The sequence below is a fragment of the Gordonia sp. JH63 genome (assembly GCF_009856645.1).
Taxonomy (GTDB): Bacteria; Actinomycetota; Actinomycetes; order Mycobacteriales; family Mycobacteriaceae; genus Gordonia; species Gordonia hongkongensis.
This window is the reverse complement of sequence record NZ_CP047235.1, coordinates 614,630-629,217: the sequence shown is the minus strand read 5'-3', so window position 1 is coordinate 629,217 and position 14,588 is coordinate 614,630. Positions and strand designations below refer to the sequence as shown.

The window sequence follows — 14,588 nt, the reverse complement described above, 5'->3', positions numbered from 1 at the left end:
GCTCGTATGCACTGTGCCGATCAGAAGCTTACACACCGGCTTCCGCTTCCAACTCGGACCGTTTCCTGTGAAGCCAGAAGACGTGAGGGTGACCCGGACGACCCCGGGCTTGGATGGGGCGGCAGTCAAGCCCACGTGCAGGACTCCTCTGCAGTAGGAATGATCGCCAAAGGTTCCCATGGTGTCGCCGGTAATACCTATGCGTGGCAACTGTGGTGCAGCATCGCTTTTCCCAACTCCGACGACAACACCCGCGGACACGACGACAAGGCCGATCACTACACACAACAGACGTTTCATATTCAAAGGCCCTTGTTCTCAGTGATGTTCGGCTGAAGAGTTGCCAACCTCAGCCGGCCACAAGACGTCACTTCCAGGGACCGCGTTCTTCAGGCTGTCGGACTGTGCGCGAGTCCAGTCGCGTACCGACTTCTCAGTCTGCGGGCCGAACACTACATAGGGTGACCGAGCTTGCGCTCCCGACCATTTGAAGGTCGAAGCCCCTATTCTTGCGTCAACGTCGCCACGATGGTTGACGACATAGTCGACGGCTGGCAACCCCGCGCTGCGCGCGCGATCTGCTGTCAGGTGGAATTCAAACTGATTCGGCCCATCAGGCTGCGGGAGCGCGTGCCGTGGACCGTTCTGATTCCATGGCTCATCCGGGTTCGCGCCGGGGTCACCCGCGCCAAGCGCATACGCGAGGGCTCCGCCAGCAGTCCCACCGATGGCGAAACCGACTATTGCGCCTGCAGCGCCAGCCCCGGCACCTCCAACCCCGGCACCGATTAGTGCACCTACACCCGTCTGAAACGGCTGCGGCGGGAACGCGGAGCCGATCAACGCCCCGACTCCCGCACCAACTCCCGCGCCCACAACCGCCGACGGAATACCAAGCGCGACAGCACCAGCCGTACCACCGGCCATGACACCGATGATCGTGGCGGCAGCACGACGCGTCGCCTCGTCCTCAGGAACACCAGCAGAGATCAAACCTTGCGCGATCTTCGCCTCACCATAGGCCGACCACGCATTGATCGAGTTCACATCACGCTTCGACATCCCCTCCGGAATGTCGGTGACGAAGTTGCCCACACGGATCTTCTCCGGCGGCGGCGCGATCGGCCGAACCGGCGGAGCAACCCGCGGAGCCACCCGATTGTTGATCAACGGAGTGTAGGGCTCGTCATACGAATACGACCCAGGCGCGGTGTACGCCTGATAAGGCGCCTCCACCGGCGGCCCCGGAATACTGCCCGGCCCCGGAACCACGACCGGCTCGACCGTGGCCTCAGCACCGGCACCACCATCCGGCGACACATCGCTCGGACTCGTGCCACCCTGCCCCGGCGCCGTGTCACCCGGACTCGTGCCCCCCTGCTCCGGCACCGCAAACGCCGCTCCCGCGCCCGCAGTGATCGACGCTGCGACCACCGCCGATGTCAGCGACAGCAATGGACCACTCGGCACCCGACGCTTCCGGTGCCGACCCCGACTATGACTCATTACTCGACTACCTCTCTGGTGCGCCCACGGCGGGCGAGATCTCACTCAACTGATCGAATGGACTGGATGTAGGACCTTCCGCCGATGGTCGTCGTGCGGATGACCTGGCGGTAGGTGATGGGCGCCGCGTCGGGCTGCAGTTCGGTGAGCACCACCGAGTACTCGCCCGGGCCGCGCTCGGCGACCGTCAGACAGTGCCGGGTACCGATGGGACGCTGGTTGATGTACTGCTGCATCACGTACTCGGAGGCCACCGCGCCCGGCGCCGCGACCGCCCGTGCCGCCCTCGCCGAGCGCAGAACGTAGTAGGCGTGGTTGAAGGCGCGGATCGCGCCGGCGCCGGACTCTTGATCACCGGCATCGTCGCCGTCGGACACCGTCGTCCCCGCCCCCACCGGGCGTTGCGTACAGGCGGGCTCGCTCGCCACAGCGGACGTGGATGGCAACAGCGAATCAGAGGCGTCAGCGGTGGACGTCGATGCCGTCGTCGATTCGGACTCGCCGCCGCGCGTCAGGACCACACCCAAGGCTGTGGCGACAATCACAAGAATCGCTGCTGCCGCACCTGCGATTCGCAGTGGCGAACCGAGACGTGCGGGCGTCTCACCGCGTGCGGCCGATCCGCTCTTCCGCTTCGCACGGACCGACTTCTCCGCCTCCGCCAGGAACGCGTCGAGCTCCGACGCCGGGCGAGGCGCGACGACCTGCGGTACGGCGACCACCGGGCGGATCGGCTCCTCGAGCTGTGGAAGTGGACGCTCGAGAACAGCCACCACGGACGGCTGCGGGGCCACCTGAGCTGGGCCGACGGAGCGGTATCGGGCCAGGTGAGCGGCCAGATCGGCGGCTGGCGTCGCGTCGGAAGCGGGCGACGGCGGGACGTCGGGGAACCACAGTGCGGAAGCGCGCGGCGGCACCAAAGATCCCTCCCCCCGGCCGGTGATCATGTCGTCGTGAAGTTGCGCTCAACGACGGCACGACGCAGGGGGTCCCCCGATGACGTCGGCATATGCCGTCGCTGACCTCGGGACACCCTACAACAGCTCTCAGGACCTTCTCAGCTGTCATCCACAGGGGTGACAGGCGATCCTGCGCTGCGAATTCATGCACACAGATGTCGCGCTGACTAGGGTCGCGAGTGTGCTTCTCACGGCCGCAGTCGCCCGCGGGGTCGCGGACGGAACCGTCGACCTCGCCTTCCGGCGATGGGGCCATCCGCGCATACATCCCGGCTCGATCTTCATCGCGCTGACTCACGTCATCGAGGTGACGTCGCTGGAACGCGTCGACCCCGAGCGGATCACGCGCGACGAGGCGCGGCGTGCAGGATACGACGATGCCGACGCCGTCCGGGCCGCCCTCTGCGTCAACGTCCACAATCCGACCTACCGCATCGGACTGCAGTGCATCGGCGAGGACCCACGGATCGCCCTGCGCGCCGACGATGATCTCGCGGACGCGGACGTGGACGAGATCCGAACCCGCCTCGACCGGATGGACTCCCGGTCCAAGAACGGTCCATGGACCCGAGAAACCCTCGACCTCATCGCGCGCCGCCCGGGCGTGGTGTCGACCGACCTCGCGGCTGAACTCGGCAGGGACCGAGCAGGATTGAAGCAGGACATCGCCAAGCTCAAGAAGCTCGGGCTGACCGACAGCCTCGTCGTCGGGTACGAACTGTCGCCGCGCGGCGTCGAGTTCCGGCGACGCGACCGCGACTGAGGTCACCGAACATCCGACGACGACATGTCGACGTGGGCATCATCAATTCATGCCCAGCGCACACCCGGCCCGTCACCTGCTGCGCGCCAAGGATCTCGCGGACGTGCGATTCGCCGAGCCGCTGACGGTCGACGACATGGCCGCCGCGGCGAAACTGTCCCGCGCCCACTTCTCGCGGGCCTTCGCAGCCGCATACGGACAGTCGCCACACGCGTATCTGCAGACTCGACGACTGGAACGGGCAGCGGCCATGCTGCGAACGACAGACCGTACCGTCGCCGACATCTGCATGGCGGCGGGTCTTTCCAGTGTCGGTTCGTTCACCACGAGCTTCACTCGCGCATTCGGCAAGACGCCGACCGCATATCGGGATTCGTTCCCACCCGCTTCCACGTACGCACAGATACCGGCGTGCGTTCTGCGCGTCTACTCGCGCCCGGCGCCGACGAGCCGGACCGAGCAATCCCCGGAAAGGGAAGCAACACGCGACGAGGCCAGGTGAGGACAGCACACGGGGAGAAGACCCCGACGGCCGCAGCGACTTACGTTGATCTCACACCGCAACATCCCTCAAGCGAAGGAAGACAACATGATTCGCATCGCCAGCGCCGAGTTCACCGAGACACCCGAAGAACGGCCGTACGGCATCGACGCGGGTTTCCGCGACCCGTCGGGAAACAGTGTTCGCCTGACGCAACTGGCCGAGGTACTCGCCTAGACCGCCCGGCGTTCCGGCAATCGCGGGTCGCGTCGCCGCGTCGTCGGCGACAATCCGACCATGAACAGCATCCGATCCGGAGTCACGGCGGCTGTGCTCGCGCTAGCCGCCGCAGGTTTGTGCCTCGTGGCCGGAAGCGCGAACGCCGCGCCGTTCCCGGTGATCACGGATGCGCCGACCGCCATCGCCACTCGCTACCTGAGTCCGGCATCGGAGTCGCCCGCCGGCGCCAACCGCTTCGGCTGCCGCGACCGGGACGGACGCAATCCGGTCGTGCTATTGCACGCGACCGCCATGAACCAGAGCGCCAACTGGGCGTATCTCGCGCCGACCCTGGCCAACGCGGGGTACTGCGTGTTCAGCCTGACCTACGGCCAGACGAGCTGGAGCGGCAACACCGGCGGCCTGGGCAACAAGGAGCAGTCCGCCCGTGTGGTCCCGGCTTTCGTCGGACGGGTTCTGGCTGCCACCGGTGCCCAGAAGGTCGATGTCGTCGGCCACAGCCAGGGCGGCGCGATCGCACAGCTCGTCACCCAATTGCCCGGACGCGCCGAACAGGTGGGCACGATCGTCGGGCTGTCCGCGTCGAACCGGGGATACTCCCGCGTCGGGTCGATCACCGACCGCCTACCGGCCCGTGCCCCCGGTCAGAGCTACTGGGGTCCGACGCATCGCTCGATCCGATACGTGAACCTCGCGACGCGATTCGACGAGATCTCGACGCCGTACACCGTGACCTTGATGCCGCCCGGCCCCAACATCACCAACACGGTGATCCAGGACGTGTGCCCGGCGTCGAAGATCGGTCACGTCGGGATGGCCTACTCCCCGACCGTCGCTGCGCTCGTCCGCAACGCACTCGATCCGCAGCGTCGGGTGCCGGTCGTCTGCGGTTCCGACTTCCCGGGTTGACCTGGGCCCTCTGGCTTCGACGACCCGAGTTTTGTTCGATCCCCGACCCTCGCTAGACTCGTCTGCGCTGCCTCGCGTAGCACGCCGCCCTAGCTCAGTCGGTAGAGCAATTCACTCGTAATGAATAGGTCAGGGGTTCGATTCCCCTGGGCGGCTCCATCTCCTCCCGGCCACTCATGCCTCGGTTCTGGCCCACCCCTGCGTCGTCAGAAATCCGCCGCGCGGCCGCCTCGACGCACTGACCGCAGGCCGTTTAGTTCACTCGTTCAACCATGAACAGGCGGGCGTGTGGCAGCCCCGCGGTGCGCGACCCCCGTCGACCGACCCTGCGAACGCAGCCCTGGGCACCATTGGAACAATAGAGGCCACTCCGACTGTTCCTTATTTTATCTATCTCCGTCTCTGTATAACATAGGCCATACAGGCCACCCCGCTTTTGCGTATGGATGCGGAGATAGATCAAGTGTCATACAGAACGCTCAAGTCCGTCTTCCACCAGCGCGATCAAGTCGGCGCCGACGCTGAGGAACGGGTCCGACGCGAGTCTCCCGCCGCCCTCCGCTGGGACTTGATGATCGGCGAGTACCCGATGTTCGCGCTGCTGACCCCCGAGATCGCAGTGCTGATCGAACGAATCATGAGCTTTGAGCCGAAGATTCAGTCCGAGTGGAAAGATCTGCCAGGACGAGCACGGACCCACTATCTCCATCGCATGGTCATCGACGAAATCCAAGCGACCAACGAGATCGAACAGGTCCGTTCGACCCGACAGGAGATCGGTGCTGCGATCAGGGCCGTCCGGGCGCGACAACCCATCGAAAACAAGCGCTTCGCGGAGATGGCGCGTCTTTACCTCGACATCGGCAACGACGAGGCCGAAAGTCCGCATACGCTGGACGACATCCGGGCTGTCTACGACGCGGTGACCGCGGGAGAGATCCGTGATGAAGACGCTCCCGATGGGCGGCTGTTCCGGCAGGGACCGGTATCGATCGAATCCGGGCCCAAGATCGTGCATACCGGAGTCGTGCCCGAGTCAGCGATCGACGCAGCGCTCACCCTGATGCTGAGCCAGGCGCGCGACGATTCGGTCCCCCAACTCATCAGGGCCGTGGCTGCGCACTTCATCTTCGAGTACACGCACCCGTTCTACGACGGCAACGGCCGAACCGGGCGCTACCTTCTCGCACTCGACCTCCGACAGGTGATCGCTCCGTACGCGAGCCTCGCGCTGTCGGCGACCGTCGCCGACAACAAGGACCGTTACTATCGCGCGTTCGCGGACGTGGAGAATCCACTGAATCGCGGGGATCTGACGCCTTTCTTGATCAGAATGTTGGAGATCATCGCCGAGGCACAACATCGGCTGCTGCTCGACCTCTCCGAACGTCGGCAGAAGATCGAGGCGCTCAGGGCACGCCTTCGCGATCTGGTTGATGACGAACAGTTTCCGCTCAGCGTAGGGCTCGACCGCGAGTCGTCACCGCCGATAAGTCCTGACGACTTCGGCGCGATCTTGTACACCCTCGGCCAGGCCTACTACTTCGATGTGAACCGCGCCGTCCGATCGAACACCCTGGCCGACGTGCTGGGAAGATCCAGTCAGTTCGTCCGACCGCGACTCCAGCTCTTGGACGACGCCGGGATCATCGAGACCGTCACGAGGAAACCGCTGCGTTTCCGGCTCACCCAGCGGGTGGCCGCGCTGCTGGATCTGGAAGGACCGTGATCTCCAGTAGCTGACCCTCCGAGTAGATGTCCCGATTTGTGTCATTCAGACGACAGCGAGCAGCCCACTCGTCGTCTAATATCTGATCGACAAAGAGGGGGCCCAGGGGTGGCAGGATATCGGTGCGGCACGCGACGCGCCGTCGAGAACGACGGCGTCGGTCCTCTTCGACGACCCTCGGGCCTCTCCAACGCCTCTCTCACCCTCGGCGCGCTCTCGCTGGCCACCGTCATCCCGACCGCGGTCGCATCGATCAACGTGACCACCCTGGTCCACGCTCTCACCGCGCCGGACACCGTCCAGGTGGCCACCGAATCGACCACAGGGTGGAGCCAACCGATCCCGTTGTCGCCGGGCGCCGGCGGCCCCGCCGCCCCGTCCGTCGCTGCGACACCGACCGGCGGGCCGGCCGCTCCCATGACACGCGACCTGTCTTCCACGGGTACACCGAGAACGCTGGTCATCGACTTTCCGCACTCGGTCGGCCCCATCATCGCCGGCGGTCCCCGAACCCGCGCAGTGTTGTCGACGGAGCTCGACGACGAACTCAAAGAACGTGCGGTGCAACAGAACCTGGCGGTCATGACCGTCATCGCCGGACTCGACGCGAACAGTCCGTTCGTCGTCTACACCGGCGACGCCCAGGGCTCCGGCGGGCCCGGCGCGCCCGGTGTACCCGAGGGCGGCACCAGCCTGACTCCTCCCCCGCCGGGTACCGACGGGCCGGTCATCGTGCTGGTGTCGGATCCCCGTGGGCCGTGGAGCATTCGAGTCTGGCTGGAGACCATCCCGCTCGTCTCGGCGCTCCTGAAGTCGATCGGATGGAAGGTCGACCCGCCCCGGACGGACCGCCCGGTCGAGACGCCACGTCCCGACGCCGGCACGGGCGGCGAGCCAGCGGTCACCGAACCACCCCGCGGCCGGCCCCTCGAGCCGACCACCGACCGTGGGGCCACCACATCCGACGCCGGAGCCGATGCCGAGACGCCCAGGGACACCGTCGAGACACGGGACGTGGGCCGGGAAACCCTGCGGGACATCGTGGTCGACGATGACCAGGACTTGCCGACCGAGTCCTCCGATGTCGAAGACGACGGGGGCACCGGATCGGAATCAGGCGAAGCGGGCGACGACGGTCCGTCCGAGGGTTCGGGCAACTCGCGATCCGACTCGACGAGCCGTGACAACTCCGGCGCGGGCGACGACAGCGATTCTTCCGACCGCGGTGGTTCCGGCAGCGAATCCTCGGAATCCGCCGCCTGATCCGTCGTCGTAGATCAACTGCTCAACCGAACACGGACCCGAGTGGTGCTGCCGAGTCGGGCGACAACGGCGAGGTCAGCATCACCGGCCCCTGCGCCATGAATCGTGGAGTCGCACCACGATGTTCGTCGGCCGCGTGCACGGTGAACGGATGGACCACGTAGACGTCACCGGGACTGCCGGTCGCGTAAGCGACGCGACGCCCGCGACTCGCGGCGTCCAGTAGCGGACCGGCGTCGAAGGGGCTCATCCCGTCGTCGTCGAGGACGGCGACTGCGTCGCGATGTGACCCCACCCGGATGCGTGTCGGTGCGTCGGTCGGTCCGACCTCGGAGAGCAGGGTCAGGATCAGCACGGTGTGGGGCCGTCGACTCACCACCCACGATCCGTCCTCCCGCGGTGTGTTGGCGTCGATGTGCCAGCCGCGGTCATCGACCGTCGGCGGCAGCGGGAAGCGGACCGGTATGTTGCCCAGGGCGCCGCGCGGTGTCCAACCGCCGACGCCACAGACCGCATCGAGCGCCTCGGTCAGCTCCGGACTGTTCGCGAGCAACCCGAATGGGTCGGCCCCCACCATGTCCGACGCCCAGCGCACCGGATCGGTCCAGGCGTCCGGGTCGTCCTCGGACAGACCCAGCTGAGCCCACAATCCTGCCCGCGCGCGGTCCGCGGCCTCGCGCAACTGCGGACGGTCGATCTTCAGGAAACCGTCTGCGCTGAACCTGTCGACGTCGATCACCGTCGCAGCCTCCCACCATCGGGCGTCTCCCGCGAGCGATTTTCGCCGCACCAAGGGCGGCAGATCACCAACCGTCGAGAAGCTCACGGCCGCAGGCCCTCTGGAATCGACTACGGGAGAGCTTGGTCGATCAGGACTTCGGCGGCGGCTCGTGCATCGTCGGCGGCACGCGCCGAGCCCGCGATCGCCGCCGTGGTCTGGGCCCCCTCGGCGAGGATGGACAGCTGCGCGCCGAGGCCGTCGGGGCCTCCCAACTCCGCCACCAGACCCGCGACGTAACGCTGGAAATCAGCCTTCTGCGCACGGACCGCGGCGGCGACCGAGGGCATCTCGGCCCCGAGTTCGCCGTAGGCGTTGATGAACGCGCACCCGCGGAACTCGTCGGTGCCGAACCACTGGAGCAAGAAGTCGAACACGGCGAGCAACCTCTCCCGCGGTGTTGACAGCCCCTCCGCACACGCGGCGATCCCGCTGTTCCACTGCCGGGTCCGATCGTCGAGCACCGCGAGGATCAACGCCTCCTTCGACGGGAACATCGAGTAGATCTTCTTCAGCGACACCCCCGCCGCATCGCGGACCTTGTCCATCCCCACCGCGTGGACCCCGTGTGCGTTGAACAGCTGGTCAGCGGCACGGACCACCTGCTCGCGCGGGTCCACGGCGTCGGTCACCTCGATCTCCTCTACTGCCGGTTCCCGGCTGGGGGTTGCGCGGGGAACGATCGTTCTCTAGTGTAGCAATCACCGGTGAGAACGACCGTTCTCCCGCCCGCCGCATCGATTCCGATCCCGATCGGGTCGCCTCAACAGAGAGAAGTGATCGCAATGGGCTACATCAAAGTCGGCACCGAGAACTCCACCGACGTCGAGCTGTACTACGAAGATCACGGCACCGGCCAGGCCGTCGTGCTGATCCACGGCTATCCGCTCGACGGCAACAGCTGGGAACTGCAGGCGCGCGAGCTCATCGACGCCGGCTACCGCGTGATCACCTATGACCGTCGCGGGTTCGGGAAGTCGAGCAAGGTCGGCACCGGCTACCACTACGACACATTCGCCGCGGACCTGAACACCGTCCTGGAGACGCTCGACCTCCGCGACGTCATCCTCGTCGGATTCTCCATGGGCACCGGCGAACTCGCCCGTTACGCCAAGAACCACGGCATCGATCGGGTCGCGAAGTTCGCGTTCCTGGCGTCGCTCGAACCGTTCCTGGTGAAGACCGACGACAATCCCGAAGGCGTCGACCGGTCCGTCTTCGACGGTATCGCGGCGGCCGCCAAGGAGAACCGCTACGCCTGGTACACGCAGTTCTACAAGGACTTCTACAACCTCGACGACAACCTCGGCACCCGCATCACCCAGGAGGTCGTCGACGCGAACTGGAACACCGCGGTCGGCAGTGCGCCGGTCGCCGCCTACTCGGTTGTCCCCGCCTGGATCGAGGACTTCCGCGAAGATGTTGCCGCAGTGCGCGACTCGGGCAAGCCGACCCTCATCCTGCACGGCACGGCCGACAACATCCTGCCGATCGACGCCACCGGACGCCGCTTCCACCAGGCCGTTCCGGAGGCCGAGTACGTCGAGATCCCCGATGCCCCCCATGGCCTGCTCTGGACTCACGCCGCCGAGGTGAACGAGGCGCTGCTGGGGTTCGTTCAGAAGTGAGCGGCCCGGGGTGAGTTCGCCCAGCGAGCACACCCGCGTGACAGCAGGACGGCCGCCGGATGGATTCTCCAACCGGCGGCCGTTTGCCGTCTGTCCCTACCGGGCGTCGTCGTCGACCCGTTCCGCGTCCTCGGCGGTCTCGTCGGACGTCTCGGCGTCCCTGTTGTCGGCGAGGGGGTCGTAGCCGGGAACACCCTCGAGCACCGTCAGTTCCTGATCGATGGCGGCCGAGACGGCCTTGGCATCTTCCTTGATCTTGCGGATGAAGTCCGACATCGCTCGCTCCTCGCTCATCGTCCGGCCGCGGCACGCGACCGTGACCTCATGATAGGTCGAGGCCCGCGTCACCCTCCGGCGATCGGAGTCCGGGCGCGCGACCGATCAGTCCCGGAACATGTCCGCGTACGACGACGACAGCGCCGGGTAGTAGGCGTCCCAGTCGACCTCGGCGACGCCACGGCCGGCCTCGGCCGCCACCAGACGGTCGAGGTAGTACTCCCATCCCGGGCCCACGTTCTCAGCCATGTCGGCCGTTGGCAGTCCCTGAGCGAAGGTCAGTGTCGTCGTTCCGTGGGCTTCGGCCAGGTCCAGTTCCAGCCGCCACACGTCCTCACCCCCGTCCTGGGCCGGGGACTTCGATTCGACGACCAGCCGGTGCGGCGGATCGCATTCCAGGATCGTGAATCGCTCCGGCTCCACGTCGTCGCCCTCGGCGGTCATCCGGAAGTCGACGAACCCGTCGACGGGGTCGCCCGCCCATGTTCCGATCCAGCGTTCGAGGCGCGCGGGTTCGGTGATCGCCGCCCATACGGCGTCGGCCGGCGCCGAAAAACTCCGTTCGAGCACCATGTGCGGCACGCCGGCCCGCACCTCTCGACGGCCCGTGGCCGTGATGTCCGCAGTCATCCTGTCTCCTTGTGTCGTCTGCCTGAATCGGGCTGTGCAAGAGGGGAGTCCGCGGATTCCTCGTCGACGAACTCGCGCACGGTACGTCGCACCTCGAGGTCGAGCGCGTCGAGATGACGCTCGTCGAATCTCGGCTGCACGCCGTCCGAGTCCACGCCGTCCGAGTCCACGGCGTGCGAGCCCGCAACCGCCGAGTCCACCGCGTCGAGCCACGCCCGGACCCCGGCCAGCGCGCCGGACGCCAGCTCGTAGTGCCGCTCCCGGCCGTGGTCGACGGCCGTCGTCACGCCAGCTTCGCCGAGCACACGAAGGTGACGCGAGATCGCCGGCCGGCTGATCGGATGGTCGGCCGCGAGATCGACGACGCGCGCCGACCCGCGAGCGAGCCGCTCGATCAGCGCACGACGCACCGGGTCGGCGATCGCCTCGAAGTCGTCCACGCCCTATTGGTAACACACGAGTTACCAATAGGGAAGGGTGAAGCTGTCTACGCCCCGACCGGGCGCGCGAGTGCGAGTCCGATCCGCGCGACCATGTCGTCGACGGCGAACTTCGGCTTCACGTTCATGTCGAGGGCCTCCCGGCACGCGAGCACGGCTTCGACGCACTGCAGCAGCTGCTCGGGCTTGGCGTAGCCGGCGAGCGGGTTCGCGAGGTCGTCGGCCTTGTCCGGATGCATCGCGGTGACCTGGGCGCCCACGCCGACGACGAGCGCGTCGCGGAACAGCGCGGCGAGATCGACCAGAGCACGGTCGAGGACGTCGCGTCCGACCCGGGTCGCCCTCGACTTCTGCCGCTTCTCCAGTTCCTTGAGCGCGCCGGCACTTCCGCGCGGCATCCGCGCGGTGCCCTTGCCCGTGCCGCCCGCCCCGAGCGCGGTCTTCATCTCCTCGGTCTCGGCCGCGTCTAGCTCGGCACTGATCGCCTTGGCGGCCTCATCGGCCGACCGAACGAGCTCCTCGGCAGCGGCATAGGCGGTCGAGTCGCGGGCGGCGGCACGCGCCAGCCCGAGCGCCTTCTCGCGTTGCGTGCGCGCTTCGGGATCCGTCGCCAGCCGACGCGCGCGCCCGATGTGGCCGCCACACACCGACGCCGCCCACCGAGCCTGCTCCGGATCGAGACCGTCGCGCTCGACGAGCACCCGCTCGATGTCGGCGGTCGTCGGCGTCACCAGTGCGATGTGCCGGCAGCGCGACCGCAGGGTCACCGAGATGTCCTCGGGATCGACCGACGGCGCGCACAGCAGGAACACCGTGCGTGACGGCGGCTCCTCGACGACCTTCAGCAGCGCGTTCGCGGCCTGCTCGGTGAGCCGGTCGGCGTCCTCGACGATGACGATCTGCCAGCGTCCCGTGCCCGGCCGGCGCGCGGCGGCCTGCACGATGTCCCGCATCGCGCCGACGGCGAGGCTCAACCCCTCCGGCACGACGTGGCGGACGTCGGCGTGGGTCTTCGCCATCACCGTGACGCACGCCCGGCATTCACCACAACCGACGTTCGTGGCGTCGGGCGCCTGACACTGGAGAGCCGCGGCGAAGCACTGCGCGGCCACCGACCGACCGCTGCCCGGTGGTCCGGTGAACAGCCACGAGTGGGTCATCGACGCCCGCGACCACCCCGCATCGACGGCCGGGATCTCGTCGTCGGCGAGGAACAGGTCGTCCGAGGTACCCGCGTCGAGCCTCGCCGCAAGAGCACGCGCGGCCCGTGCGGCGGCCCGCAGATCGTCGGCGATGGCCTCTTGCCCGGTCAGCCGATCGAAGACATTTGTCACAGCAACACCCTAATCCGCAGTTCGGACACGCCTGAGGCGCGGAACCGTGTTTAACGATTGCAAGCAGCCAGCTACCGTAGTCTCCGTGGTTCAACAACGGTCGCGGTGGTCAAAGGGCCTGCATCTGGCCCGATGGCTGATTCATACGCCGTGGCCCATTCTCGCGCTGGACATGCTGCGGGCGAACCTCGTCGGTGCACTGTTCACCTTCGCGTTCCTGCGCTTCGGCATGCCGATCCAGGATTCGATCAGCCTCGACGAGATCACCGCGCTGAACCAGGTCATCTTCGCTGCCTACTTGTTGATCGCGATGGTCATCGGCGGCTTCGCCAGCATCCAGCTCTCGCTACCGGTGCTCATCTGGCATCGGCGTCGCACCCGACTCGACAACGAGGCCGCACGACGCCGCGCCCTCGCGCTACCGATGTTGCTGACCGCGGTGAACGCCGCACTGTGGGTCGTGGGCGGCACGCTGTTCACGTTCGTCAACCTGACCGTCTCGTCGAAGAACGCCTTCATCGTCGCGATCGCCAGCACGATCGGCGCGATGGTCACGTGTGCGCTCAGCTACATGCAGGCGGAGAAGGTCATGCGGCCGATCACGGTCGCGGCGATGGCCAACAATCCCGACAATGCCATCGCGCCCAGTGTCACCACCCGCATCACCGCGTTCTGGGTGATCAGCGTGGTCGCCCCGATGCTGGTGATCATCGGGATGATCGTGCTGCACCGGCTCGGCATCATCGAGGCCGACTCCACCGGCCTGGAGCGGCCGATCCTGTGGATGGCGATCTCGGCGCTCGCGTTCAGCGTGATCGCGATCGTGCGCGTTGTCGCCGCCATCAACGACCCGATCAAGCAGCTGCGGCGCGCACAGTCCAAGGTCAGCGAGGGCGACCTCAACGTCGCGGTGAAGATCTACGACGGCAGTGATCTCGGCCTGCTGCAGGCCGGGTTCAACGACATGGTCGCCGACCTGCGCGAACGCCAGCAGCTGCGCAACCTGTTCGGCCGCTACGTCGGCGAGGACGTTGCGCGGCGGGCCATCGAGACCGGCACCGAACTCGGTGGCGAGGAACGCTACGTCGGCGTCCTGTTCGTCGACATCGTCGGCTCGACGCGCCTGGCGGTGAATCGGCCGCCCCGCGAGATCGTCGAACTGCTCAACGAGTTCTTCCGGGTCGTCGTCGGCGTGGTCGGTCGCCACGGCGGGTTCGTCAACAAGTTCCAGGGCGACGCGGCGCTCGCCATCTTCGGGGCGCCGCTCGACCTCGACGACTTCGCCGGCCGGGCGCTTGCCTCCGCGCGTGAGCTGCGGGCCGAGCTCTACGAGACCCTCGGTGACACCGACATCGGCATCGGGGTGTCGGCCGGCAAGGCCATCGCCGGCCACATCGGCGCCGAGCAGCGACTGGAGTACACGGTCATCGGCGATCCGGTCAACGAGGCCGCCCGCCTCACCGAGCTCGCGAAGGACGAACCCACCCGCGTCCTCGGGTCCGCACGCGCGGTCTTCCTGGCGTCTCACGAGGAAGCCGAGCACTGGGAGATCGGCGAGGGCGTCGAACTCCGCGGCCGCGGGATCGAGACGCTCCTCGCGCGCCCGCACCTCGAGCCGGACCGGCGGGACTGAGCTACCCACCCTCCCCTGC

15 protein-coding genes, 1 tRNA gene and 1 pseudogene are annotated in these 14,588 nt (G+C 67.1%); 9 read left to right on the top strand and 8 right to left on the bottom strand.

What is annotated here, in order from left to right; translation table 11 throughout:
* Positions 1-318: 318 nt before the first annotated feature.
* Together GR168_RS02830 and GR168_RS02825 are read right to left on the bottom strand one after the other, a co-directional pair.
* Positions 319-1,506: a hypothetical protein gene (locus GR168_RS02830; protein WP_238995005.1), complete on the bottom strand. Its 1,188-nt coding sequence runs from the start codon at positions 1,504-1,506 to the stop codon at positions 319-321.
* Positions 1,507-1,547: 41 nt separating this feature from the next.
* Positions 1,548-2,423 carry a hypothetical protein gene (locus GR168_RS02825; protein WP_226512318.1) on the bottom strand — a complete coding sequence of 292 codons (876 nt, stop codon included), beginning with the start codon at positions 2,421-2,423 and terminating at the stop codon, positions 1,548-1,550.
* A 223-nt stretch (positions 2,424-2,646) separates the two neighbouring features.
* Here GR168_RS02825 and GR168_RS02820 point away from each other — a divergent pair, with 223 nt between their 5' ends.
* From GR168_RS02820 to GR168_RS02790, 7 genes and pseudogenes are all read left to right on the top strand, one after another.
* Positions 2,647-3,228: a hypothetical protein gene (locus GR168_RS02820; protein WP_159369955.1), complete on the top strand. Its 582-nt coding sequence runs from the start codon at positions 2,647-2,649 to the stop codon at positions 3,226-3,228.
* 49 nt (positions 3,229-3,277) lie between these two features.
* Positions 3,278-3,730 (top strand): helix-turn-helix transcriptional regulator, encoded by a 453-nt coding sequence (locus tag GR168_RS02815; protein WP_065630544.1) that lies wholly within the window; start codon positions 3,278-3,280, stop codon positions 3,728-3,730.
* Between the two features lie 108 nt (positions 3,731-3,838).
* A pseudogene (locus GR168_RS02810) lies at positions 3,839-3,946 on the top strand (VOC family protein); the annotation flags it as partial.
* Between the two features lie 60 nt (positions 3,947-4,006).
* Positions 4,007-4,858 (top strand): alpha/beta fold hydrolase, encoded by an 852-nt coding sequence (locus GR168_RS02805; RefSeq protein ID WP_065630522.1) that lies wholly within the window; start codon positions 4,007-4,009, stop codon positions 4,856-4,858.
* Between the two features lie 83 nt (positions 4,859-4,941).
* Positions 4,942-5,017, top strand: a tRNA-Thr gene (locus GR168_RS02800).
* Between the two features lie 304 nt (positions 5,018-5,321).
* Positions 5,322-6,587, top strand: coding sequence for a Fic family protein (locus GR168_RS02795; protein WP_159369954.1), 1,266 nt, complete (start codon positions 5,322-5,324; stop codon positions 6,585-6,587).
* Between the two features lie 108 nt (positions 6,588-6,695).
* Positions 6,696-7,850 (top strand): hypothetical protein, encoded by a 1,155-nt coding sequence (locus GR168_RS02790; RefSeq protein ID WP_159369953.1) that lies wholly within the window; start codon positions 6,696-6,698, stop codon positions 7,848-7,850.
* Between the two features lie 22 nt (positions 7,851-7,872).
* Here the strand turns inward: GR168_RS02790 and GR168_RS02785 are convergent, their stop codons facing one another.
* On the bottom strand, positions 7,873-8,589 hold the full coding sequence (locus GR168_RS02785) for a mitomycin antibiotics/polyketide fumonisin biosynthesis protein (protein WP_159369952.1): 717 nt from the start codon (positions 8,587-8,589) through the stop codon (positions 7,873-7,875).
* Positions 8,590-8,699: 110 nt separating this feature from the next.
* Positions 8,700-9,260, bottom strand: coding sequence for a TetR/AcrR family transcriptional regulator (locus GR168_RS02780; protein ID WP_068970198.1), 561 nt, complete (start codon positions 9,258-9,260; stop codon positions 8,700-8,702).
* A 153-nt stretch (positions 9,261-9,413) separates the two neighbouring features.
* On the opposite strand from GR168_RS02780, the gene GR168_RS02775 reads away from it, so the two are divergent.
* Entirely contained in the window at positions 9,414-10,256 is an 843-nt protein-coding gene (locus GR168_RS02775; protein ID WP_068970199.1) for an alpha/beta hydrolase, read from the top strand.
* Between the two features lie 96 nt (positions 10,257-10,352).
* Here GR168_RS02775 and GR168_RS02770 read toward each other — a convergent pair whose 3' ends face one another.
* From GR168_RS02770 to GR168_RS02755, 4 genes are all read right to left on the bottom strand, one after another.
* Positions 10,353-10,532 (bottom strand): hypothetical protein, encoded by a 180-nt coding sequence (locus GR168_RS02770; protein WP_068970217.1) that lies wholly within the window; start codon positions 10,530-10,532, stop codon positions 10,353-10,355.
* A 105-nt stretch (positions 10,533-10,637) separates the two neighbouring features.
* Positions 10,638-11,162, bottom strand: a complete 525-nt coding sequence (locus GR168_RS02765; protein ID WP_159369951.1) for an SRPBCC family protein — start codon at positions 11,160-11,162, stop codon at positions 10,638-10,640.
* Positions 11,159-11,602, bottom strand: coding sequence for a metalloregulator ArsR/SmtB family transcription factor (locus GR168_RS02760; RefSeq protein WP_065630527.1), 444 nt, complete (start codon positions 11,600-11,602; stop codon positions 11,159-11,161). Before GR168_RS02760 ends, GR168_RS02765 begins: the two co-directional genes overlap by 4 nt.
* A gap of 47 nt (positions 11,603-11,649) precedes the next feature.
* On the bottom strand, positions 11,650-12,936 hold the full coding sequence (locus tag GR168_RS02755; RefSeq protein ID WP_159369950.1) for a DNA polymerase III subunit delta': 1,287 nt from the start codon (positions 12,934-12,936) through the stop codon (positions 11,650-11,652).
* Between the two features lie 172 nt (positions 12,937-13,108).
* Between GR168_RS02755 and GR168_RS02750 the strand changes: the two genes are divergently transcribed.
* Positions 13,109-14,569, top strand: coding sequence for an adenylate/guanylate cyclase domain-containing protein (locus GR168_RS02750; RefSeq protein WP_083207337.1), 1,461 nt, complete (start codon positions 13,109-13,111; stop codon positions 14,567-14,569).
* The last annotated feature ends 19 nt before the right edge of the window (positions 14,570-14,588 follow it).